We start from the raw sequence: 24,366 nt of genomic DNA on the forward strand, positions 1-24,366 counted from the left end.
AGCACCCCTCCTATAAGTAAAGATTTTTCGCGTTTTAGCCCTCAACGTACATTACAGAATAAAGTTTTTGTTCCAGTTTTTCCAAAATGCGTTTATGTAGCTGGGATACCCGAGATTCAGATACCCCGAGCTCTCGGGCTATCTCCCTAAAGGTTTTGAACTCGAAATAGTACATCTTTATAAGCATTCGCTCCCTATCAGAAAGTTGGTCCAAAGCTTCGTAAAGCTTAGCTATTTCCTCGTTTCTCTCGACCACTTCCTGAGGGGAATCTTCTTCGCCGGCTATTATGTCACACCGGTCTACCTCAGAGTCCTCCAGTACAAGCTCCTCGTCCAGATAACCTATGTAGGATCGCTGAGATATTTTGAGCATCTCATCTAGTTGTTCTTCGGTCACGTTGAGCCTTTTCATTAGCCCTTCATTGGTTACCTTGCCTTCTTCCTGAAACTGTTGCTCCGCAGCGCGCTCCAAGGCCTGAACCTTCTCCCTGCCCGTCCTGGAGAACCAGTCAAATTTCCTTATCTCATCAAGAATGGTGCCTCTTATTCTGGAAACCGCATAGGTCTGAAAGGCATATCCAAGAGAGGGGTCGTACCTGTCTATGGCGTCCAAGAGCCCTATGTTGCCAAAGCTGATCAAATCCTCGTAGTCTAAACCTCTTGGTGGGGTAAGGGGCATTTTCTTCACCACGAAATAAACCAAATACTGAAATTTTTTGAAGAGTTTCTCCCGCAATAGATCCTGCTCTGCATTGCTTTGACTTTGCGCTTCCTTATAACTGAGCCACAACTCGCCCGTAGACACTCCAGCATCCATAAGCTTTTGTACTCTCTTAGGCATGCTCCCGCCCCCAAGGCCATACGGCACGTTTATAGTTTTATTTATAATATTATAAATGTTATTATAAATAAAACTATAAATTTTGCAAGTTAGAAAGTAAGTATAATTGCCTTGGAGCGAATAAACAACAAAAATCAGGCGGGGTGATACGCTTTTTCTTGCCTTTCTTTTTTGAGGGAATACACGTAAGCCAACACTTCCGCGATGGCCACATAAAGACTTTCTGGTATCTCCTCCCCTACATCCACATTCCTGTAAAGGGTCCTCGCCAAGGGCTTGTCCTCCACGATGGGCACGTTGGCATTCTCCGCTATCTCCCTTATTCTTAGCGCTATGTAGCCGGCCCCCTTGGCAACCACCTTGGGAGCGTTCATGGTAGCGCGATCATATTTCAGTGCCACCGCCAAATGGGTGGGGTTCGTAAGGACCACATCGGCCTGGGGCACTTGGCTTATCATCCTCTGCCTTGCTATCTCCGATTGCCTTCGCCGTATCCTCTGCTTCGTGAAAGGATCTCCCTCTGTCTGCTTGAACTCCTCTTTGACTTCCTGCTTGGTCATCCTTATTGACCTGGCAAACTCCCATTTCTGGTAACCTAGGTCGAACACGCCCAAAACCAGAAGGGCCACCCCCAGCCTCACTATGAGGCGAAAGATTATCATGAAGACCTGACCTGCTGCCAAATACACCCCCCCATAGGATATTTGCCTTATAACAGGAATCTCCTTTCGTAGTCCAAAATACAAAACTCCAAAAAGTATAGCAGCCTTTATGATTCCTTTTATGGCCTCGACGAGGGATCGCAAAGAGAACATTCTTTTAAGGCCCCTTACCAGGCTGAATCGCTCAAAAGAAGGAACAAGGGGTTTGAACGTCACCGCAAAGCCCACCTGTCGTGATAGCACAAAGACCAATATGATGCTACAAACAAGAGCAACAGGGAACCAAACCTTCAAGAAAAAAGCACCACTCTTGCTGAATGTAACCTTCGCCCATTCACCCTCATCCCAAACTGCTACAGAGGCCCACTGAAACACCCAAACAAGGTACGCCTTGAAGGCCTTCCAAAACAATTTAGAAAGAGCAAACAAGGTAACCATACCGCCTAAAATGCCAAAAGCAGAGGTAAGGTCCTTGCTCTGGGCAACATGGCCTTCTTCTCTTTCTTTCTTCTTCTTCCTAGGGGTCGCTTCCTCCGTCTTTTCTTGGGAGAATAGCTGAAGGTCAAAGAAAAGGGCACCTCCTGCATGAAGGGGAAAATCCCCCCTGGAGGTGCCACCTTTTTCCTCGAAATCCAAGAACCTTTCCTTCCTCATCTTTACGTCTATGACAAGTAATCCACCAATGTAGGCTGTATCACTTTAGCGATGGTCGCCAAGGTAGCCTGATAAACCATTTGGGAGGTCTGGAACTCCATGGCCGCCTCCGCTACGTCCACGTCCATGATGTTGCTGTACTGTGCAGTAAAGGATATGTTATCGGTCTCTATTCTGGCCTTTGCCGTCTCATACCGCCTTTGAAGGGCACCTCCCAATGCTCTAGCTCTCAAAAGATCATCCATCGCCTCGTCCAACTTGGGAAGCAAAGAGTCGGACACAGCGTCGATGGCCCCCCTTTCCACTGCCTTGGCAAGGTCATCCAGCAGGGCAAAAAGATCCCCCTCCTGTTGGTTTGCAGCGGTTCTTTTGACCATTCCCTGATTATAGGGCCCAACACTAGTGCCCCTTCTAGGAGAGGTAGTAGCAGTAATAGCATTCATCCCAGCAGCAGGAGTAACATCAAAGACCTTGCCCGTCGGAGAATAAAACACCAACTCCTCCACTCCTCCGTTGTCCACGACCTCCGCTCGGATGTCGCCATTGCCGAACCGCGCATTGACCAACGCTGAAACATCATGCAAAGAGCTTGCTCCACGAAGATCCACGACATCCCCATAACCATCTACGGCTACAGAGAGGACTCCTCCCCCAGACCAAGCACCAGCAGAAAGCCTCACGTCGGTGCTAATGCCCAAAAAAGTCCTGGCAGGAGAGCCTGAATTGTCATAAACGCTAACGGGGGCACCATCCATTGCTGAAAGGGATAACCTTACGTTTCCCGCCCCATCAGACGTGACCCCTACGTTCAGCCAACTTCCAGCCATGTCCTTGAGTTTGTACGCCACATCCAGCAGGGTCTCCGAAGGCCCCACAGACACCTCTAGGCTTCTTCCTTCGGTCTTTATCACAAAGCTACCCTCGACCCCAGCTGTGGCGCTGTCAGAAACCCACTCACCCACTATACCCGTTTGCAGTCCCGCCGAAGCAGCGATACCAGAAGTGATGCCGTTCAAGGCAGGATCCGCATAAGGCAAATCATAGATTCTCATGGGTTCCCCAGTAAGGCTGTAAAAGGCTACCCCCTTATCACCATCTATAAGGTCAAAACCCATCTTCCCTGAACCTACTTGCCTTTGAACCTCCTGGGCGAACAAACGAGGATCTATATGAAGGCCGTCGGAACCCACCACGTCATCTTTGTGAAGTTTAACCTCATAGAGGTCGTCCCCTATCTGAACCCCCACCCTTACTGGCACCTCACTACCTCCCAGGGGAGGAAATTCCACACTTGTAAGGTCCACCGAGTGGTTAGCGGTGCTCAGTCCAAGCCTTTGGCTCCAGTTGCCCTCTTTATCATATATGTTGACGGGACTTCCGTCCTTGGCATAAAGGACCAAGCGTTCCGTACCTCCCTCTAGATCCTGAGCAGAACTGTCAGTAACATTCTTTTGAGTCGCGTCGCTCTGGATGATGACCTCAAGCCAATCTCCCGCCGATGCCTTTATCCTGTCTGCAAGCTCCTCCAAGGTGAGATCGGAATCGTCCTGGACCAAAAGCCTCAAATTTTTATCCCCTGCGGAGATAACCATGTCCATTTTGTCCGTGGTAGTGTCGCCCAACACGGCCCCATCAGGGAAAAAAGTAGATTTTACTGAGGTCTCCAAACCAAGGAAGGAACTCAAGTTCATGCGATTTATATCCTTTGGGTCAATTGTCTCCCTGGACATTCTGGCCGTCCCAAAAAGCTCTACGGCACTTCCCGAGGCCTCTACGGAAAAAGATCCCCCTTCCTCTGCAGCGAGGGTGATGGATCCATCATCTCTGACCCCCGCCCAAATGCCTGGGACGTTCATCAAGGCATGGGCCACATCCTGCAATGTAGCACCACTAGCCACAGGCACATTGTAGCGGGTTCCATCGGACGCTATGACATCAATGGAACCTGGCTGCGAGGCCGTCCAAGGGGCTCCTACAATGTTCGAGGTAAGGATTTGCCCCCTAGGGTCGTTATCGCTCCACGGAACAGAGGTAACCCTCAAGGGCTCTCCAGAGAGACTCTCAATAACCAGCCGTTGAGTCCCTGTCAAATAGTCCTTCTCAACACTGGCGTAAACTAATTTTTTAGCTCCCTCGCTCTCATTTATGGCCGAAGCGATCTCGTCCAGCGTGTACCCTTTGACGTTTTCGCCAGGCTCAACGAAGCCATCGTAATCGGTTAGGTCTGCTAGGCTGTCGCTGTCGGTATCATTCCATCTCTTAGGCAAAAAAACCTCCGCAGTTTTGTCCCCCACCGTTATAGCAAGCCTCTCGGAGGAACCCTCCCAAGCAAAATCAACAGGAACCTCAACACTCGTTATCTTTCTCCTCACGAAGCTGAGGGGGAACACATCCCTTCCGTTCAAAGAGACCGTACCCTCTATTCCCTGCTCTATTTCGAAGGATATCCTGCCCGAGTCTCCTTGATACACAACCTTGCCTGTGTCGTCCTTTACAAAAGCTGGCCTATCGGTTTCATAGCCAGAAAAGAGGTATCTGCCCTGGATGTTGGCGTTGGCCACCTGAATCAGCTCGTCCCTCATGGCAAGAATATCCTTGGCTATTCCAAGGCGATCCACCTCGCTCAAAGCACCGTCGCCTGCATAAATGGCTTTCTCCCTCATGGATGACACCAGATCCGTTGCCTGACCCAAAGCAGATTCGGTGCTTTCAAGCCATGTAACTGCATCATCCAGGTTCCTCACGAACTGCTCCCTCTGAGATATCAAAGATCCAACCTTCATTCCCCTTGCCACTTCCGAAGGGTTGTCCGAAGGCCTGGAGTACATTTTCTGCGTGGACATCCTCTTTTCGGCCTCCACCAACCGCTTCAGGCTATTGTGCATATCCCTCAGAAACAGGCTGGATATCATGGAATGGGAGACTCGTTTCAATCAAACCACTCCTATCTCTTTATGTTCATAAGCTCCTCCAGAATCTGATCGCTGGTGGTTATGACCCTGGCTGAGGCTTGAAAACCTCTTTGGGCCTTGATTAGATTCACGAACTCCGCAGTCAAATCCACGTTGGAAGCCTCCAAGCTGCCCCCAGCAATGCTTCCGGCACCGCCTTCCATAGGCTTAAGTATCTGGGCCTCTCCAGAGTTAGCGGTGCTCCTGAAGGACCCACCCCCAACCTTCTCCAATCCACTTGGGTTGGAGAACAATGCTAATGCAACGGTATAAAGCTCCTCCGTTTGGCCGTTGTCGTAAACACCCCTTATGATCCCATCTGCTCCTACTGAATAGTCCTTGAGGACACCCATCTTGTATCCATCTTGATAATACTCCTTTGTTGTGAAGCTCGAACCAAACTGAGTGACGGCATCTATCGGGTCCTTACCCAGAGCTTTTCCCGTGAAATCAAAGACCACGCTAGAATCCTCCGCTCCAAGGGAGGCGAAGTTGAAGGTTACCGTGCTGGATTCGGCCCCTGTTTCGTCTATGACCCTCTCGATTAATCCGTCGGGGGAAAACTCTACGAGCCCCGTATTACTGCTCAAGCCTACCCCTGGTTCGTCAGGTAGCCAAACCCTCCAACGCCACAGGTTGTTGTCCACCTTCTCCCAGCTTGTCTCCACGGTGTGGGCGTTGCCCTGAGTATCGTATATATCGAACTTGGTGGAGTGGATGCTGGACGTCTGGAGGTTGAAAGTATCCACCACGCTGCCCGATTGCACCAGGGAAACACCCATGCCGGAAGTGGTGGCCTCCACGTCCAGATTTTGCCCACCTACGCTTATCGTGGTACCCGAGGGCACGTAAAAGGATCCATCGTCCTTGCTCTCCAAGTCCACGGAGCTTACCGCCATGGTCCCCGTTCCATCGTCGCCCCACACGGTAAGCCTCCTGCCTCCATCAGGCAGGTCAGTGAACTCCGCCAAATAGTACAATGTGCTGCCAGAGCCATCGTCCAACCCAAAAACCTGGTAATCCAATGCAGCACCAAGCTTGCCAGTCCAAAGAAGCCCCCCAGTGGCACCGCTTTTGACCAACAGGTCCCCGGTGGTGGAATCGAAGCTCACAGTATCGTTGGTTCCATCCCCGTCAAGGTCCACCGTGGTATTATCTGCCAAAGCAGGGAGGGCTGTGGAGGGGTTTACCCCCGAAAGGGTCATATCAACGGACACAGTGGTGCCGTCTTGTTTTTTGAAGGTCACCTTAAGAAAGTCGTTTACCGTAGTCCCCTCTGAAAAGGTTATGCTGGTGTATTCCTCGCTTCCTATCACACCGGTCAGAACCAGATCGTTGCTACTTAAGCCCATGGGCAATACAGTATCAACCCTGGAATCGAGGTTACATCTGAACCCCGCAGTGGTGGTGGCCTTTGCAGGTAGTTTTTGCCCCACAGGAATGTTTATATCCACCAGGTCGGTCCCCACTACCTTCTCCCCAGGATTTAGGGGGTCGTCGGCCATAGTGAAACCCTGAAGCTTGTAACCCGTTCCGCTCTGGACCAGGTCGCCACTTCCATCCAACACGAAGTTGCCAGCCCTGGTGTAAAGGTTGGTGGAACCATCCTTTACAACAAAGAACCCATCACCTTCTATGGCCATATCGCTCTTGCTGCCCGTGTAGTTTATGTTCCCCTGGGTATGATCCACCACTATGCTCCCAACGGTCACGCCCAACCCCACCTGAGTGGGATTAGTGCCCCCTTTCTCCGCGCTGGGCGCCGTGGCAGTCCTCTCCGTTTGGCTCATGAGCTCCTGAAAGTTCACATCGGACTTCTTGAACCCCGTGGTGTTGGCGTTGGATATATTATCGCCAACTACATCAAGCATGGTCTGGTGGCCCTTAACCCCACTGACCCCTGACATCAAAGACCTTAGCATCTTTAACCTCCTCCTTACGAACGTCTGCGGGCATCCATGCTCAAAAGGGCCGCCTTCCCTTGCGACCATTTATTCAAAACAAAAGGAACAACGAAACTAACCTATGGACAACAGCCTTTCAATGGGAACCTCGACCCCTTCTTGAAGCTTTAGGCTTACCTCGTCGGAGTCGAAGATAACCGATGCCACTGTCCCTTCCTTTTCTTCACCGGTTTCCACATCTGCGTAAGTAATCTTCTCTCCCACCAAAGACGATGCAGAGAACCTAAAAAACTGACTGAGTCCCTCAAGCTCTTCCTTTATGTTGGCTATTTGTTCCACGCTGGCAAACTGGGCCATCTGAGAGATGAACTCCGACTGATCCAGTGGCTCCAGGGGATCCTGGTTCGCCAGTTGAGTCACCAGTATCTTTAGAAAGGCCTCTCTATCGAAAGTGCTGTTTACCGAAGCCCTTCTCGTAGCGCTGTCCTGCACTGTACTAACGTCTCCTGCAGAATTTACACTGTTCACCAAGGCCATCACTCCCTTTAGAGCCTTATTCATATTTGTTATCGGCTTACACTGCACGATCTTGAATAGCTCTTAACCACAAATAGATTTGTACATTATAATCGTCCATATATTAATAAAAGGACGGAATGACATAATGGCAAAGTATCAAATGATACCAACGAACCGGGAGGAAATGCGTCAAAGGGGCTGGGATGAGCTGGACTTTCTTTTCATAACCGGGGACGCCTACGTGGACCACCCGAGCTTCGCCCACGCCATAATAACCAGGGTCTTGGAATCCAGAGGCTTTAGGGTTGGGATCGTTGCCCAGCCAGACTGGAAGAACCCAGACTCCATCGCCCTCATGGGGAAGCCCTCCCTGGGTGTGCTGGTCTCCGCAGGGAACCTGGACAGCATGCTCTCCAACTACACTGCTGCGAAGAAAAAACGAAAAAAGGACCGGTATTCCCCCGGAGGAGAAGGGGGGAAAAGGCCCGACAGGGCAACCATAGTCTACTGCAACATGGCAAGGAAACTGTGGAAGGACGTCCCCATAATAATAGGAGGCATAGAGGCCAGCTTGAGGAGGTTCGTCCACTACGACTACTGGTCGGACAAACTGAGAAAGCCCATACTCATGGACAGCAAGGCGGACCTTCTCGTCTGGGGGATGGGAGAAAAAACCATAGTCCAGATAGCGCAAAAACTTCAAAAAGGTATCCCCATTGCAGAGATCAGGGACGTAAGAGGCACATGTTACATCTTTAAGGATTTAAAGGACCTCGAAAGCTTCGTGGAGATTCCCTCTTGGGAGGAGATCCAGCAGGATAAAAAGGCCTTTGCCAGGGCTTATCTACTGACGGAACCGGAGCTTGACCCCTTGACCGGAAGGCCCATAGTCCAAAGGGTTGGTGACCGGTACCTGGTTCAGAACCCTCCGCAATTTCCTCTATCGGAAGAGGAACTTGACGAGATATACGAACTGCCCTACACGAGAAAAGCCCATCCAAGCTACGATCCTTTGGGAGGCGTTCCAGCCCTCGAGGAGGTTCAGTTCAGCATAACCGCTCATAGGGGGTGTTTCGGCAGCTGCTCCTTCTGCGCCCTATCCGCCCACCAAGGCAGGATAATTCAAAAAAGAAGCGATAGATCCATCCTCAAGGAAGCAGAGCTTTTGACCCGAATGGAGGGTTTCAAGGGCTACATCCACGACGTAGGGGGCCCCACCGCCAACTTTCACGAAAGAGCCTGCAAGATTCAGGACAAGGGATCTTCCTGCAAAAACCGCCAGTGTACGTGGCCTTCCTGCTGCCCAAAACTTCGAAAGTCAAACGATAATTACATGAAGCTTCTACGAAAGGTGCGCTCCATTCCCGGAGTGAAAAAGGTCTTTGTAAGGTCGGGCATACGTTACGACTACATAATGGCGGAGAACAACCGCTCCTTCCTTGAGGAACTCTGCGAACACCACGTAAGCGGCCAGCTAAAGGTGGCCCCGGAACACGTTTCGGCCCGAGTCTTGAACCTCATGCGAAAGCCCCCAAAGGAGGTGTTTTTAGAGTTCAAGAAGCTCTACGAGGAGGTCAACCGCTCCTTGGGAAAGAAACAGTTTCTGGTGCCCTACCTGATATCGAGCCACCCGGGAAGCACCCTGGAGGACGCCATAGAGCTTGCGGAGTTTCTAAGGGACATCCGTTACCACCCTGAGCAGGTGCAGGACTTCATCCCTACCCCAGGCACCCTTTCTACGTGCATGTACTACTCGGAGATAAACCCATACACGGGCGAAAAGATCTTCGTGGCCAAAACTGCCAAGGAAAAGGCCATGCAGCGAGCTCTGCTTCAGTGGAGAAACCCAAAAAACTACAAACTTGTAAAGGAGGCCCTATTGAAGGCAGGAAGAAGGGACCTAATTGGAAGGGGCAAGAAATGCCTTATCCGAGAGGACACAAGGGATGAAGAAAAGCACAAAAAAGGCCCAACAAAGCATAAAACCCACCCTAAGAATAAAAACCTAGACGAGAAAAAGAGAAAAAAGAAAAGATAACGACCTGCCTATACAAAAACGGAAGCCCCAGTTTCCCGGGGCTTCCGTTCTCTCTAAAAATATATCTATTAAAGGAGTAAAGGTGCAGGAAGCAAAGGTTGCGGCGGCCTTGCGCTTCCAGATGGTTAGTATATTGATTTTTTTCAAATTGTCAACACTTAAGTGTAAAATTCTCTACAATGTCTCAATTTTCAAACAATTATCCTTTGTTCTGCACACTTGGGCGTCCTGGTCCTCTCTCCTCGTCGGCTATACCAGCCTTAAGCACCTAAAACTGGTATTCCAGCGTAAGATACGCTCTTCTTTCTGGCCCGTAGTAATAGGTTCCCCATGACTCGCTGGCCCAGTAATCCTCGTCGAAGATGTTGTAGGCCGAAAGCCTGATGGTGTAAGGCTTTCCCTTGTACTCCAAGGAGGCATCCACCGTCGTAACATTGGATTCGACACCTTGTCCTTCGTTTCTGTTGCCCAGGTAGTGAAGTACCACCTGGCCGGACAGGGGGCCGTTGGTGTATATGAAGGAAGCGTCCACGTCCCATTCGGGGGTACGGGCCCTCTTCCATTGATTGTTTTTCTTTTCCTCTGCCCTCATCCACGTAGCGCCAAGCTCCAGATCCCAAAGGGAGGATATCTTCCAACGCCTGGAGAGCTCCAATCCCCAAGCCCGGTACTTATCGACGTTATCGTATTCTTTTCTGTCGCTTGACCAAACAATCTTGTCTTCCATGTCCATATAAAACATGTTAGCGCCCCAGGGGCCATCCTCATCCTTCCCCTTGACGCCCAGCTCATAGCTGTAACCCTTCTCCGGCTTCAAGTCGGGATTGGGAAGGACCCATGCACCATCACCTGCTATCTCGTAAAAACTTGGCATGGCAAAGAACCTTCCCGCAGATAGGTACCAAAGATTACCGTTCATCGTCTGGTAAGACAGGGAGAGTTTAGGGTTCAGCTCATTGTAGTCTTTTGCGTTATCTTGGTCCCATATCTCGTAGCGCAATCCCGCATTGAGGATAAAGTCCCCAACAGGCCTTGAAATCTCAATAAAGGGAGCGTAGTTTTTCCTCTTTCCTTCTGTATACCCAGAAAGCTTTTCATCTCTAAAGGAGGCCCCCCAGGAGACCAAGGCATCTTTCCAAGAGGTGTTTTTGGAAAACTCAGCCCCCCATGCTTCGTCGTCGTAAAAACTTCTGCCCTCCGGATCTTTGTAGTCTTTTTCTTCCTCATGCCTGTAAAGTATTGCCCTGGCAGTTTCCCCTTCCCATTTAACATAAAACCTTGAATAATCATTCTTTTGTTGATTTTCATCCCCATTATAGGTCCAGCGGGAGGTATATTTGCCCCATACTCCTGAGAAGGTGAATGGGCCACTTTTCAACGTCAAACCCCCTGAGTCCTGGTCGTAATCAAGATTCTTGTTTATAACCGTACCATTCCAGGACAGGCGTGACTCTCCTTCCTCTGAATGGCCGTACCATATCCTGGCGGAAAAATCCCCCTCGCTGGTCCAACCGCTGAAGGAGCCCTCTCGCCAGTCGTTGGTTCCAGCGCCTCCCGTGATCTTTACCCCTTCGCCCAAAGGTTTTTTGGTTATTATGTTTATCACACCCGCTGCAGCCATGGAGCCGTATAAAGCGGAACCAGCCCCCTTGACCACCTCGATACGCTCTATGTCCTCCAAGGGAATGGAGCGCAGGTCGTATGCCGCAGCCCCTGCCCCATGACTGGCCTTATAGTAGGGCACTCCATCAACCAAAATCAAAACCTCAGTCACAAGGCCCCTGAGCTTTATGTTGTCCTCTTGAGTACTGCCGTTGCGGGAAGATATATAAATTCCCGGGACCGTGGAGCTTAAAAGCTCTCCCAGCTCGGTGGCTCCGCTTCGCTCTATGTCCTCCGAGGTAACCACGTACGTGGCAGCAGGAACCTCCTCCAAGGACTGATAAACCCTGGAGCCGGTAACTACCTCGGGCTCAAGGGTCAAAGCTTCCTGAGCGAAGGAAGCTCCCGCCCAAAGCCCTACCACCATGACCGCAATGGCCAAAAAACCTGAAAAAAGCCTTCCCAACTTCATATAAAACCACCTCTCCTACGAAGTTTGGGGCCACAAAAAAAGGCCCATAAGGGCCAAAAAATCCGTCTCCTCCCTGGCCCTCGCGGGAAGAAACTTCCAGCTGAAGGGATCGGTATCCGGACTTGGGGTCTTCCTCCAGGTGCGCCTTCCCAGCAAACTTGCCAGTGGCTCTATGCACCCTTCGTCACCCTCACCGTAGCGGGGCTGTGCCGGATTCTCACCGGCTTCCCGATTTCCCTTCCGCTAATCTTTCGTTTTGCCCACATAAAATATAGCCAAAACCCTCCAAAGTCAAGCCCTCAGCAAAGAACAAGGGGAGCTTCGATGCTCCCCTCAACATTGGTTCTATCTATTCATCCATGCCAATCCTTGGATCAATACCTGAAGATGGCCGCCACATCCTTGCCTCCTGGCACCTCCTCGGGACTTACCACGTACACCTTGCCCCTGCTCCTCAAGGTCTCCACCGCTGCAAGGTCCAAAAGATCCCTTGCCTCAGGATCCTCCCTGGAGGTAAGCTCCATTTCGTGTGTGGCTTTTTTCCATTTGCCCCACACCTGGACCCCCAAAGGCACAAAGAGTACCTCCACCCTGCCTGAAAAGGCCGCCGGCAGTACTTCCTCGAGCATGGAAGAGGCCTTGCCTGTCCCCAAAAGGGCCTCGAACTTCTCCTTTGCCTCCATTTCCTCTTTCTTGAAGATAGGTTCCACTATGGCCTTTGCCCTCTGGAAGAGTTCCTCAGCCGTCAAATTGTCCGGGCTTCCCTCCACGAACTCCTCGGTCACGTGGGGATAGGACGCAACCTCCTTGTACAGGGAGACCACGTAGGCAACTCCTGCTGGAACCAGAGGCGCCGTCTCGTCCTTTAGAAGCTCCCGTATTCCCTTGTCCACCATTCGCAAGAAGGTTTTGAGGTTTTCCTTGAAGTCCTCGTCTCCTGCACCGTGGCCATGAAAGAGTCCCTGCCGGCCCGGGGCTGAGCCGATCTGACCCTGTTTCTCCAGGGGCTCGTACTGAAGGGCCTCGGATATGCTCTGGGGAACGTTCTCCAAGTCGACGTTTCTGAAGTCCTCTTTGGTGCACTGGATCAATCTTATTTTCTTCTTGCTGAGGCACAGAACGTAAAAGTCATCCCCACCGCCTACAAGAGGCAAAAGGGGCTTTATGTGAAATCCCCGGGAAACCACCGCAAGCTTGGGGACCTCCAAGGGTATCCTGTAGATCCTCTCGTACCCCTCGGACAAAAACACTGCAAGGGCCTTGCTTTGGTTTTCCCAGAACATGGAGTTCGAAAGCAGTTTCTTAGCAGGTTCCAAAAGATCCTCCACTTCCTGCTCCTTGAGTCCCCGACCCAAAAGTTCGTCCTGCACTTCCCCAAGGACACTCTTGAAAGCTATCTGGCTCTTTCGGGGCTCTGCGGGAAGGGGCGTGGGCATGTAGATGGAAACGCTGGGGGCCTTCTGGTGTTCCGATAACGCTATCAGCTCGCTTCGGGTCAACAACCTCATGACTTTTCGCCTCCCTTTCCTTTGCTGTTCTGCTCTTTGAGGCAATTCCCCAATGAAAAGGGACGGGGAATCAGCCTCCTTTACTTTCTCTAATTATAACACTAATCTATCAAGACAATGGGGCATCCTCAAAGGAAAAACTTTCCCGTTCGAAAAGCTCCACACAGGCTTCCACTACCTTGTGGTCGTACAAAATTCCCTTTCCTGCTTTGATCTCCTCCAACGCCTCCTCAAGAGTCAAAGCCGACCTGAAGGGTCTGTGGGAGACCATGGCCTCCACTACGTCCGCAACGGCCAATATTCGGGCCTCAATGGGGATATCCTCGCCTGAAAGCCCTCTGGGGTAGCCAGAACCGTCCAATCTCTCGTGGTGGGCATAGACTACTTCCGCAAGAACTGGCCTGTGGGTAAGCTTGCGCAATAGCTCATACCCTTTCTGGGGATGGGTGCGGACAATCTCCATCTCCACGTCGCTCAACCTGCCGGGCTTGTTCAAGATCTCCGCCGGCACTGCCACCTTCCCTATGTCGTGCACCAACCCTGCAAGTTTGACAAGCCTGATGCGCTCTTCTGAAAGACCCAATTTCCTGGCTAAGGCCTCTGAAAGAAAGGACACCCTTCTTTGGTGATCATAAGTATAGGGGTCCTTCATCTCCACCGTCTGAGCTAAAATTCCAATGGTGTCTTCCCAAAGCTTCTCAACCCGTCCCAGCTCCTCCTTGGCAAGGTCCCTTGCCGTTTTGTATTTGCGGGCCATCTCCGCCAAGGCTTCCACGTCGGTGTAAGAATTGAGTATCGCCTCCATCTTTCCATCGGAAAAGAGCGGGACTTGATTGAACAGAACGTGGAAGATCTCTCCACTCTTTTTCCTCCTTACCGTGACGCGCTCTATGCTTTTACCCTCTAAAGCCGATTTCATGTGATGTTCTGCCTCATGCATGCGGTCCTCGGGCACCACCAGCTCCCTCAAAGTCCTACCCTCTGCTTCCTCCCCGGAATAACCAAAGACCTTGGCGAAGGAACTATTGACCCGCTGTATCCTCATAGTGGTGGGATCCTGAAGAGCTACTGCATCTGGAATGGAGTCGAAAAGCCCCTCAAAGAAGGCCTTCTCCCTCAGGATCTCCTTCTTGCTGGACAAAAGCTCCTTGCCCTGGCTTATGCTTTTCTTAAAGGCACCATAGCCGCCCATAAGGCTCAGCACCAAAGCCATCGCCAATATGATGATCCCAGCAACTATCCAATCAGGATAGGAACCAGCGCCCCCATTAAGTTCCAGCCATTTTCTAATGGAAGCCTGTAGCACCGAGTTGGGGTCGTTTTTCATCTGCTTCAAATTGAAATCTATGACCTGCTTGAGAACGTTCTGCCTACCCTTTGGAAAGGCAAAACGCCACTCTGAGGGGTGGAATATGACGTTGGTGGCCACCACCGGGTATTTATGCTCATTGAAATACCCAAATATTCTACTGACGACCCCACAGGCCGCTTGCCCCCTCAATATGGCTTCGAATACCTCTTCCCCTGAAGGTACCTCCATGAACCTGCACCTGATGCCAAAATCCCCTAGGAGTTTTTTAAAATATTCACCGTATATGTCGCTTTTTTCCACCGCAACCGTCAAATCTTCAACGTCCAATATGGAATCTACGTTCAGGCCCTTTCGCTTGTAAAGCACCCCCCAATCGGTGAACACCGCCTCCGTGCTGAAATCGTAAAGTCTTTCCCTCTCAGGAGAGAAAACAATGGCTGTCATAACATCTATTTCTCCTCTTTCGAGGCGCTTCAATCCCTCATTGAAGGTTCCTTTGACGTATTGCAAAGTGTAACCTTCCTTTTTGGCTATATGCTCCAGGACATCGGCGTACAGTCCTTTGACCTTGTCATCTTCAGTAAAGATAAGGGGGTAATACTCATATACTCCTACCCTTATCAATTCTTCGGCACTGGACCTGACAGGAAGGAAAAAACACGCAAACAAACACAAAAGACATATCCACAAACATCTTTTCTTCATGCCTCGGCTCCTTCCTCTTCCTCTAGACTTTTGTTTGCTCCTTCCTTCACCAAAGCCTGCATTGCTCTCTCTTGGTCTATTTTATCAAGCACTCGTTCCAAACCTTTGCGCCTTGAATTGACCAGGGAGTCGTACTCGTCCTGAAGGGATTTGATCCTCTTGCCCAATTTATCCATCCTATCAAGGAACTTTTCCCACTCGGCTTTGAACCTGCCGAAAAGGGCCAGAATCTCCTTGGATGCCTGCTGTAGGGCAAAGTTTTCCACGGCCTGTCTCACTACGGCCAAAACAGCAAAGAGTGTAGTGGGGGAGCAGAATATTACTTTCCTTGAAAGGGCCTCATCCAAAAGCGCAGGTTCATTTTCTTGGATGAATGAAAAAACCTGCTCATTAGGGATGAAAAGTAGCGCATAGTCCACGGTCCCTTGCTCTGGATCTATGTACTCCCTGGAAGCTACTTCCTTTATCCTGTTTCGGACGTCCCTTATGAAGGCCTTAGCGTAAGAATCTTTTTCCTGCTCCGAAGGGGACTCCATATATCTTACATAGTTGTCGAAAGGAAATTTGACGTCCATATTGAGCACTAGGCCCCGAGGAAGAAGGAACGAAAAATCTGGCCTCGTGCCATTGGCCGTCTGGCTCTGTTTCTTGTAATTTATACCTTCGACTAGCCCTACAGCCTGCAATATGTCCTCGGCCATCCTCTCCCCCCACTGCCCTCTCGCCTTGGAGCTTGCCAAAACTTCCTTTAGGCTCCCGGCGGTTCGGACCAACTCCGCCGTCTGGATGCTGAACTCGGAAAGCTTTCCTGCAAGCTCCCCAAATTTCTTCTCCCTATCCTTTTCCAATTCCTTTATAAGCCTGGACACGTTCTCCAGCTTTGATGCCATCTCTTCCAGTTTCTGATCTATAAGGGCCTTTTTACCTTCGAGCTCCTGTGAGGTCGCCTGTCTTTCTGCTTCAAACCTCGAGCGAGCGAGCTTCAAAAACTCATCAGTGGAACGGCTCAGAGCCTGAACGGAAAGCTCACCGAAAGCCTCCTTCAGACGGGACATGGCCATCTCCATCTGGTTTTCTGCCAGCTCCCGTGCCGCCCTGCCATGAAAGAACCTCATGAAAGAAGACACTATTACTCCCAGCAAAAAACCCGCTATGAACACAAATATCAAAACGTAAACCATGCCAGAATTGGTCAATTCGTGAATCTCCCCCAGCAGCTTTTATTTATAAAATAAATGAAATATATTTTTCCACATATATTATGGTATATTAATACACAAAACAAAGCAACAAAGCCCTCTGCTTTTGGTTGTTAGGGCTTGAAAATAGGAGACGCCCATGAAAAAAAGAGGGTTTACCTTTGTAGAACTGCTTGTGGTCTTCATAATCATTGGGGTACTTTCGGGAATGCTCCTCTTGACCACCCTTTCGGGAAGGGATAAGGCCATGGCAACGAGGATAATCTCCGACATGCGCACATTGAAATCTGCCGCCCTCATGTATTACCACGAGGAGGGAAAGAAGTGGCCTATTGGACCGGTGAGCGAGGCCTTCTGCTCCAAGTACCTGGACCGAAAGGCGCCTGAGTCAGGGGACGAAAACCTTTGGTACGGCTTTGATTCATCAGATCAGACTCCATGCCTTGTGGTGGCAAACCTCCCATCCGAAAGCTTTGGTCTAAGGAAGAAACTTGCCTCCATGGCTAGCGAGGCAGGAATCTTCGAGGATAAAAGCTTAACCAGGATATACGGAGAAACCTCGCCCCCTCCGCAAAGGGTGTACATGCCTGTTGCCGTTAAATCACCATCTCCATGAAGGTGCCCTTTCTGTCTGAAGCCATGCTAAAATAACATCACAAGACAAACAGGTAAAAGGGGGAAGTCCCTCAATGGCCAGGCTCTTCAGCAAAAAGCACGAAAAAAAAGATTTCACGGGCCCTGTACTCGGCGGGTCCTTTTTCGAGAACCTCTTCGATCACTCCCCCGAGGCCATAATAATCTGCGACAGGGAAGAAAGGATCATAAGGGCCAATCGCACCTTCTGCAAGCTTTTCGGCTACTCCGAGGAGGAAGTGATAGGTAAAAACGGAAACGACGTGGTGGCCCCCACCCCCGACCTAATGAGGGAAGCTGTAGCTGTAGATGAACTTATGTGGACAACTATGGAAAAAGTATGTATGGAAACCATACGTCTTAAAAAAGATGGAACGGCCATACCGGTGGAGCTCCTGCAGGTGCCCTTTGAGCTGGAGGACGGAACGCTCTACGATTACACCATCTACCGGGACATAACCGAGAGGAAAAACGCCGAATATGCTTTCAGAAGAGAAAAGGTATTTTTCGAAAAGCTGTTCGAGGCAACCCCCCTTGCCATAATGATATGCGATCCAAAAGGCAGGATAACCAGGGCAAATCCAGCCTTCTTAAAACTTTTCGGTTACCCCGAGGGGGAAGTCATAGGAAGGGCCTGCTACGACATAGTGACCCAGGATGCAAGGTTGATTGCCGAAGCCCGAGAGATAGATAAGCGCTTCTGGTCGGGAGAAAACATTCACATGCAGGTAAAAAGACAGAACAAGGACGGGAAGATCCTCCACCTGGAGCTGGTTCAGGTTCCCCTAATTCTGGACCAAGACACCATGATGTGCTACGTCATATATAGAGACATATCTCAACAGATCAAAGCCGAGGAGGCATTGAAGGAGAGCGAAAGAAGGTACCATGCAGTGGTTCAGGACCAGGACGAGTTCATAGTCCGCCTCAATACAGATGGGGTTTTGACCTTCGTCAACGATGCCTACTGCCGATACAAGGGGATGTCAAAGGAAGAACTTTTGGGAAGCTCCATATTCGATGATTACACCCCTGAGACAGCAGAAAGGCTCAAAAGGGAGATTCTAACCTTTCTAACTCCTGAAACCCCCGTCAAAACCAGCGAAGTATATAACGACCTGCCCTCAGGAAAAAGACAGTTCGTCCAGTGGAGAAACAGAGGCATATTTGACCAAAACGGCAAGCTTATAGAGATCCAGAGCGTCGGAAGAGACGTAACGGACCTAAAAGAGGCACAAGAGCAGTTAAAGCGCTTGAACGTGGTGCTAAAATCCGTAAGAGACATTCACCGCCTAATAAACAGCGAAAAGGACCCCACACAACTTCTTCAGAGCATATGCGTAAGCCTAGTGGTCAACCAAGGATACCCCAACGTTTGGATAGCCATATTGGAGTTCAAAAATTGTCTGGCCAGCATTTTTGAGGCAGCCATGATAGATGGCGACACCCCCATATCCGAAAGGATGTGCCGCAAGGAGCTCAACAGAGCTTGCCGAAAAGTTTTAGAGAGCCCTGGGGTCATAATAGAAAAGGAAGTGGTCCCCTGCAGCTACATTCCATTATTGAACGAATATCCGGACAAATACTCCATGTCCACCAGGCTGGAATACCAGGGACACGTTTTTGGCCTCATCACCGTCGCCTTGCCCAAAGAATACATGGTCACAGAGGAAGAAAAAATAATATTCCAGGAAACCGCCCAGGACATAGCAATGGCACTTTATAACCTGGGGATACACTCACAGGGAGGCGTAAAAGGAAAATGCGACTAGAGGATGTTATAGGTCCAGTAATGATAGGCCCTTCATCCAGCCACACCGCTGGAGCGGCAAGGTTGGGCAGGTTGGCGGCTCTCATATGGGGCAGACCTGTAAGGGAAGTCACCATATTTTTGAGGGGTAGCTTCGCCGCCACCTGGTGGGGACACGGGACTGACCTTGCAATCCTGGCGGGGCTCTTGGGCTTTCTGCCCGATGATCCAAGGATTCCCAACGCAAGGGAAGAAGCAAAGAAAAAGGGCATCCATTGGACCTTCAAGGCGGAACACCCCGATGGAGCTCACCCTAACTCCGCTAGGTTTCTCTTCAAGGACGAAGACACTTCCATGGAAGTGGTGGGAGCATCCATAGGTGGAGGCGCCGTGAGGCTCTTGGAGATAGACGGCTTCAAGCTGGAACTCTCCGGAGAACTGCCTGCTTTGATCACCTTCCACAGGGACACTCCGGGAGTTGTAGCATCTATAACTGGCCTTTTGGCCTCAAAGGGCTTGAACATAGCGACCTTGACGCTCCACAGGCAGGGCAGAGGCAAAGGCGCAGCAATGGTAGTGGAACTTGACGAAAACCCCCAAACGGAGATAATGGACGCAATCTCTCGCTGCCACAGCGAAATATTCAGGGTGTTACCCTTGAAGCTTGGAGAGTGAAGGCCATGCTTTCTTTCGAGGAGATCCTTTCCATATCCAGGACAAAGGCCATATCCTTTCCTGATGCCTTCGTGGAGAGGCAGAGCCTGGAGTACGGAGACAAAATTCCTGTAATCAAGGAGAACATGGCCCTAAGGTTACAGGAGATGAGGAGGTCCGTGGAGGAAGCGCTTGAAAAGAAACCTTCAGGCAAGATAGTTTCGGACATCTCCGATAAGATGAACTTTTACGAGGGGGCAAATCAGCCGCTTTCGGGGAAATTCGTCACAAGAGCCTGTCAGATAGCCTTGGCGGTGGCAACGCACAACGCATCCATGGGAAGGATAGTTGCGGCTCCCACCGCGGGAAGTTGCGGCATCCTGCCGGGGGTGCTGTTTGCAGCAGAGGAGATCTTTTCGTTCTCTCAACAAACCCTTCTCGAAGGGTTAATAACGGCAGGAGGAATAGGAGCCATAATAGCATCAAGGGCAACCCTCTCTGGTGCTGAGGGAGGGTGTCAGGCTGAGTGCGGAGCTGCAGCGGCCATGGCCGCCGGAGCCTTGACCCACATGAGGAAGGCCTCCGCCGAAGCGGTGGCCCAAAGCGCAGCCCTGGTCATCAAGTCCATATTGGGCCTGGTCTGCGACCCAGTAGCAGGGCTCGTGGAGGTCCCATGCATAAAGCGAAATGGCACCTTGACCGCCCTGGCAGCCGTATGCTCCGACATGGCATCAGCAGGTATAGAGTCCTCCATACCGCCTGACGAAGTAATAGACGCCATGTACAAGGTAGGAAAGGCCCTTCCTGAAACCCTCAGGGAGACCAGTCTGGGAGGTATTGCAGCAACTCCAAGGGCTCTAAAGATAGAAGAAAAACTCAAAGCTCTGGCGCCTGATATAAAATAACAGTCTTGGGAGGGTTCAAGATGGATAGAGCAATGAGGAGAAAGGACAAGGAGATAACGGACCCCAAGGAAATAGAAAAGATCCTAAAAAGGGAGAAGATATGCAGGGTGGCCTTCAACGGCAGCCCCTTCCCATATGTGGTGCCCCTGTGTTACGGTTACGAGGATGGTGCCATATATTTTCATGGCTTCGGCGGGGGCAAAAAGATAGACTGCATAAAGGATGACCCTCACGTGTGTTTCGAGATAGACTGCGACGTCAAGATAATCTCAGATGAAGACCCTTGTGAATGGACCGTACACTACAGAAGCGTCATAGGCTACGGCAGGGCGACCATACTGGAGGATCCAGAGGAAAAAAAGAAAGGCCTCGATATAATAGTGAAACAATACGCCGGAAGGGCCTTGCCCTTCCCCGAAAAGGCCTTGGAGGCCGTTTGTGTAGTAAAGGTGGAAATAGAATCAGTTAAAGGCCGCAAAAACGGCTACGAAAGGTGATAGAGTTCATGTTGGGACACCTGGTCAATTTCCTGGTTGACACCATAGGACACATGGGATACCCGGGCATAGTGGCTCTCATGTTCTTGGAGTCCTCCTTCTTTCCTTTCCCCAGCGAGGTAGTGGTACCTCCTGCAGGATATCTTGCATCCCAGGGGGAGATGAACCTTTGGATGGTCATCCTTGCCGGTATAGTCGGCAGCTTGCTGGGTGCTATCTTCAATTACTGGATCGCAGTGAGGATAGGAAGGCCCTTCTTTGAACGGTGGGGCAAATATTTCCTGGTGAGCGAAAAGACCCTTAAAAAATCCGAGGTATTCTTCGCCCGGCATGGGCATATAAGCACCTTCATAGGAAGGCTCTTGCCCGGAATAAGGCAGTTGATCTCCCTCCCCGCAGGACTGGCCCGCATGCCCATGGGATTGTTTTTGACCTTCACGGCCCTCGGTTCAGGTATATGGGTGGTGGTGTTGGCCTTCATAGGATACTGGGTAGGCAACAATAGCGACTTGGTGGAAAAGCTGCTTCATAAAACTACCGTTATAACCCTAGTTTTATCTGCTATCACCATTGCCTTGTACACCTGGAAGGTAAGGAGCAAAAATACCTCCTAGAGCACATCCATTCTTTTTGCATATTACCCATTAACCAGTTAAAATAGTCATACGTACTGATGCGTATTGCCCATTAACCAATGTAGCATATATGCTAACATGGGACATTCAAAGACAAACAAAACAAAGAAATCGAGGGGATAGGCCATGTCCATGAGAGATATTTTCCACGGAGGGGGCGAAGGTAAGCCTTTGAACCTTCCCGCTTTGAAATTCAAGAAGGGGCTTTTAGTGCTTCTGGCCCTTTTAGTGTTTTCCACCGTCTTTTTCCCGGCTTTCGCCAAGTTCTACACCGATTGGCTGTGGTTCGATGCAAGGGGTTTTTCGGCGGTGTTCTGGAAGCAGGTACTTCCCCAATGGGGCTTGTTCTTAGCAGCGTCCATAGGGGCCTTTATCATACTGACGACCTCATGGCTTTTGGCCCGAAAGGGCGCCGCCTCCTTGGATATAGAGGGCGTAACCCCAATTCCCACCAAGAGGTCTGGAGTGATCGTAGTCATAGTGGCCTTTTTGATCTCCATAATGAACGGCCTGGGCGTAAAATCTCAATGGGACGTGGTCTTACGCTTCCTGAACAAGGCTTTGTTCTCGTCTTCCGACCCTATATTCGGAAAGAACATAGCCTTTTACGTTTTCGACCTTCCCTTTTACTCGCTGCTTCAGGACTGGCTCGTGGGAATACTCATAACGGCCCTTTTGGGTTCAACCTTGATCTTCGTTTTGGCATGGATTCCCCAGATGAGGGAACAAAGCCACTTTTCCCTCCCTCAAAAAGCAAGAAGACATCTTTCCGTTCTGGGTGCTTTGTGTGTGGCCTCCTGGGGGGCCGGTTTTTGGCTTGAGAGGTTCAATCTTCTCTTCTCTCCCCAAGGAGTAGTATTCGGAGCAGGATACACTGACATCCACGCAAGGCTTTTGGGCATCAACGTCATGTTCGCCCTATCGATGATCGTGGCCATCCTCCTTTTGGTAAACATCATGAGGAGGACTTGGAAGCTCGCCGCCGTGGCACTAGTGCTTTTGGTGGCATCGAATATAGTGATAAGAGGCGTCTACCCTGGCATAGTCCAAAAGTACGTAGTAGAGCCCAACGAGTACCAAAAGGAAGCACCATACATACAATACAACATAGAAAGCACACTGAAGGCTTACGGCCTTGATTCACTGAAGACGGTGGATTTCCTGCCGGCCAACAGCGTAACCTGGGAGCAAATCCAGAAAGAAAAGGAGACCATAAACAATATACGACTTTGGGATTACAGGCCTCTTTTGAGGACCTACAAACAGCTTCAGGAGATAAGATCTTACTACGATTTCAACGACATAGACATAGACAGGTACAACCTAGGGGGTTCATACAGACAGGTCATGCTCTCTGCGAGGGAACTGGACCTACAGCAATTGCAAAACCCAACCTGGGTAAACATGCACCTGGAGTTCACCCACGGCTACGGTGTAGTAATGAACCCGGTGACCGAGATAGACCCTGAGGGCAAACCGGTCTTCTTCATAAAGGACCTGCCTCCACGAATCTCCGTCCCATTGGAGATAGAACGGCCCCAAATATACTACGGTGAAAAGGTTCAGCCGTACGTGCTGGTCAAGACCAAAATAAAAGAGTTCGATTACCCCATGGGAGGCGCCAACGTGAGGACCACCTACGAAGGAACAGGAGGGGTCGCCATAGGCTCCATATGGAGGCGCCTTGCCTTCGCCGTCAGGTTTAGGGACTCTCAGATTTTGTTCACCGACGCCATACTGCCCGAAAGCCGGATAATGTTCTACCGGAGCATAGGGGAACGGGTCAGGAAGGTGGCCCCCTTCTTGCTCTACGACAACGACCCGTACCTTACGATCATGGACGGTAAACTGGTTTGGGTCCAGGATGCCTACACGGCGACTAACCTGTACCCCTACTCGGAGCCTGTGAGCACTCCCGCGGGGCGAATAAACTACATACGAAATAGCGTGAAGGTAACGGTTGATGCCTACAACGGGGAGATGAACTTCTACATAGCTGACACAGAAGACCCCTTGGTAAAAAGCTGGGCCAAGATCTTCCCTACCCTTTTCAAGCCCATGGACGAGGCCCCAGCCTCCTTTAGGAAGCACATAAGATATCCCAAGGGGCTGTTCCTCATACAGAGCGAGATATTCAGGACTTACCACATGAAGGACACCAACACCTTCTACAACAAGGAGGACGTGTGGGAGCTTCCCAAAAGCGGCAAGGCAGGAAGCCTGAATGCGTATTACGTGATAATGAAGCTTGCAGGAGAAGAAAGGGCTGAATTCATGCTCATCGCCCCCTTCACACCCGTGGGCAGAGACAACATGATAGCCTGGATAGCAGGAAGATCCGATGGAGACAATTACGGAGAGCTATTGGTGTATCAGTTCCCCAAGCAGAAGCTCATTTACGGCCCGACGCAGGTTGAGGCCCTGATAGACCAAGATCCGGAGATATCCGCACAGCTTTCCCTGTGGAGTCAGAGGGGTTCAGACGTAATTCGAGGCAACCTCCTGGTCATACCCACTGGGGACTCCCTGCTTTACGTACAGCCCTTGTACCTGAGGGCAGAAAACAGCGACCTTCCGGAACTTAAGCGAGTCATCGTTTCCTCAGGTGGAAGGGTTGCATGGGGAGAACGCCTGGAGGAAGCCCTGACCAACCTCCTGGGGCCAGCCCCTGATAAGGGCATCCAAAAGGCTAAACCTTCTATTGTTACCCAAAAGAGGGAACCTGATGGAAGCCTTTTAGAGGGCAAATCACCAGAAGTTTTGGCCCAAGAAGCAAAAATAGCCTTCGAGGCCGCCAAGGAAGCAGCACAAAAGGGAGACTGGGCCGCCTACGGAAGCAGGCTCAAGGAACTTGAAGAAGTCTTGACCGAGCTTTTGCAGAGGCTATCTGAAACCGAAAGCAACAAAATTGAATAAAAGGTGTGA

17 protein-coding genes and 1 riboswitch are annotated in these 24,366 nt (G+C 50.6%); of the genes, 8 read left to right on the top strand and 9 right to left on the bottom strand.

What is annotated here, in order from left to right; all coding sequences use genetic code 11:
- Window positions 1-34: 34 nt before the first annotated feature.
- The 5 genes from V7Z69_RS02765 to V7Z69_RS02785 all read right to left on the bottom strand — a co-directional run bounded on the left by V7Z69_RS02765 (window position 35) and on the right by V7Z69_RS02785 (window position 7,573).
- Complete coding sequence (locus V7Z69_RS02765; protein WP_334138410.1) at window positions 35-841, bottom strand: sigma-70 family RNA polymerase sigma factor; 807 nt, start codon at window positions 839-841, stop codon at window positions 35-37.
- A gap of 134 nt (window positions 842-975) precedes the next feature.
- The gene (flhB, locus tag V7Z69_RS02770) at window positions 976-2,157 is read right to left on the bottom strand and encodes a flagellar biosynthesis protein FlhB (RefSeq protein WP_334138412.1); all 1,182 of its coding nucleotides are present in this window, start codon (window positions 2,155-2,157) and stop codon (window positions 976-978) included.
- Between the two features lie 8 nt (window positions 2,158-2,165).
- A complete protein-coding gene (gene flgL / locus V7Z69_RS02775; protein WP_334138413.1) occupies window positions 2,166-5,090 on the bottom strand; it encodes a flagellar hook-associated protein FlgL in 2,925 nt (974 codons plus the stop codon).
- Between the two features lie 11 nt (window positions 5,091-5,101).
- Window positions 5,102-7,030, bottom strand: coding sequence for a flagellar hook protein FlgE (locus tag V7Z69_RS02780; protein WP_334138415.1), 1,929 nt, complete (start codon window positions 7,028-7,030; stop codon window positions 5,102-5,104).
- Between the two features lie 96 nt (window positions 7,031-7,126).
- Window positions 7,127-7,573, bottom strand: coding sequence for a flagellar hook assembly protein FlgD (locus V7Z69_RS02785; RefSeq protein ID WP_148256291.1), 447 nt, complete (start codon window positions 7,571-7,573; stop codon window positions 7,127-7,129).
- Between the two features lie 103 nt (window positions 7,574-7,676).
- Here V7Z69_RS02785 and V7Z69_RS02790 point away from each other — a divergent pair, with 103 nt between their 5' ends.
- Entirely contained in the window at window positions 7,677-9,569 is a 1,893-nt protein-coding gene (locus V7Z69_RS02790) for a YgiQ family radical SAM protein (RefSeq protein ID WP_334138417.1), read from the top strand.
- A 268-nt stretch (window positions 9,570-9,837) separates the two neighbouring features.
- Here V7Z69_RS02790 and V7Z69_RS02795 read toward each other — a convergent pair whose 3' ends face one another.
- From V7Z69_RS02795 to V7Z69_RS02810, 4 genes are all read right to left on the bottom strand, one after another.
- Entirely contained in the window at window positions 9,838-11,643 is a 1,806-nt protein-coding gene (locus V7Z69_RS02795; protein WP_334138418.1) for a TonB-dependent receptor plug domain-containing protein, read from the bottom strand.
- Window positions 11,644-11,733: 90 nt separating this feature from the next.
- A riboswitch (cobalamin riboswitch) is annotated at window positions 11,734-11,910 on the bottom strand.
- Window positions 11,911-12,017: 107 nt separating this feature from the next.
- Window positions 12,018-13,151 (bottom strand): baeRF3 domain-containing protein, encoded by a 1,134-nt coding sequence (locus V7Z69_RS02800; RefSeq protein ID WP_014162236.1) that lies wholly within the window; start codon window positions 13,149-13,151, stop codon window positions 12,018-12,020.
- Window positions 13,152-13,260: 109 nt separating this feature from the next.
- Window positions 13,261-15,168, bottom strand: a complete 1,908-nt coding sequence (locus V7Z69_RS02805) for an HD domain-containing phosphohydrolase (protein ID WP_334138419.1) — start codon at window positions 15,166-15,168, stop codon at window positions 13,261-13,263.
- Window positions 15,165-16,349 carry a DNA recombination protein RmuC gene (locus V7Z69_RS02810; protein ID WP_334138421.1) on the bottom strand — a complete coding sequence of 395 codons (1,185 nt, stop codon included), beginning with the start codon at window positions 16,347-16,349 and terminating at the stop codon, window positions 15,165-15,167. The genes V7Z69_RS02805 and V7Z69_RS02810 overlap by 4 nt, the downstream gene beginning before the upstream one ends.
- Window positions 16,350-16,506: 157 nt before the next feature.
- On the opposite strand from V7Z69_RS02810, the gene V7Z69_RS02815 reads away from it, so the two are divergent.
- From V7Z69_RS02815 to V7Z69_RS02845, 7 genes are all read left to right on the top strand, one after another.
- Window positions 16,507-16,983, top strand: a complete 477-nt coding sequence (locus tag V7Z69_RS02815; protein ID WP_334138423.1) for a type II secretion system protein — start codon at window positions 16,507-16,509, stop codon at window positions 16,981-16,983.
- 73 nt (window positions 16,984-17,056) lie between these two features.
- Window positions 17,057-18,772 (top strand): PAS domain S-box protein, encoded by a 1,716-nt coding sequence (locus V7Z69_RS02820; RefSeq protein WP_334138424.1) that lies wholly within the window; start codon window positions 17,057-17,059, stop codon window positions 18,770-18,772.
- Window positions 18,763-19,425, top strand: coding sequence for an L-serine ammonia-lyase, iron-sulfur-dependent subunit beta (sdaAB, locus tag V7Z69_RS02825; protein ID WP_334138426.1), 663 nt, complete (start codon window positions 18,763-18,765; stop codon window positions 19,423-19,425). Before V7Z69_RS02820 ends, sdaAB begins: the two co-directional genes overlap by 10 nt.
- Before the next feature lie 5 nt (window positions 19,426-19,430).
- Window positions 19,431-20,309, top strand: a complete 879-nt coding sequence (sdaAA, locus tag V7Z69_RS02830; protein WP_334138427.1) for an L-serine ammonia-lyase, iron-sulfur-dependent, subunit alpha — start codon at window positions 19,431-19,433, stop codon at window positions 20,307-20,309.
- A gap of 20 nt (window positions 20,310-20,329) precedes the next feature.
- Entirely contained in the window at window positions 20,330-20,806 is a 477-nt protein-coding gene (locus tag V7Z69_RS02835) for a pyridoxamine 5'-phosphate oxidase family protein (protein WP_334138429.1), read from the top strand.
- Window positions 20,807-20,814: 8 nt separating this feature from the next.
- On the top strand, window positions 20,815-21,420 hold the full coding sequence (locus V7Z69_RS02840) for a DedA family protein (protein WP_014162228.1): 606 nt from the start codon (window positions 20,815-20,817) through the stop codon (window positions 21,418-21,420).
- Between the two features lie 147 nt (window positions 21,421-21,567).
- Window positions 21,568-24,357, top strand: a complete 2,790-nt coding sequence (locus tag V7Z69_RS02845; RefSeq protein ID WP_334138431.1) for a UPF0182 family membrane protein — start codon at window positions 21,568-21,570, stop codon at window positions 24,355-24,357.
- The last annotated feature ends 9 nt before the right edge of the window (window positions 24,358-24,366 follow it).

It is taken from the genome of Thermovirga lienii (assembly GCF_036847465.1).
Classification (GTDB): Bacteria; Synergistota; Synergistia; order Synergistales; family Thermovirgaceae; genus Thermovirga; species Thermovirga lienii.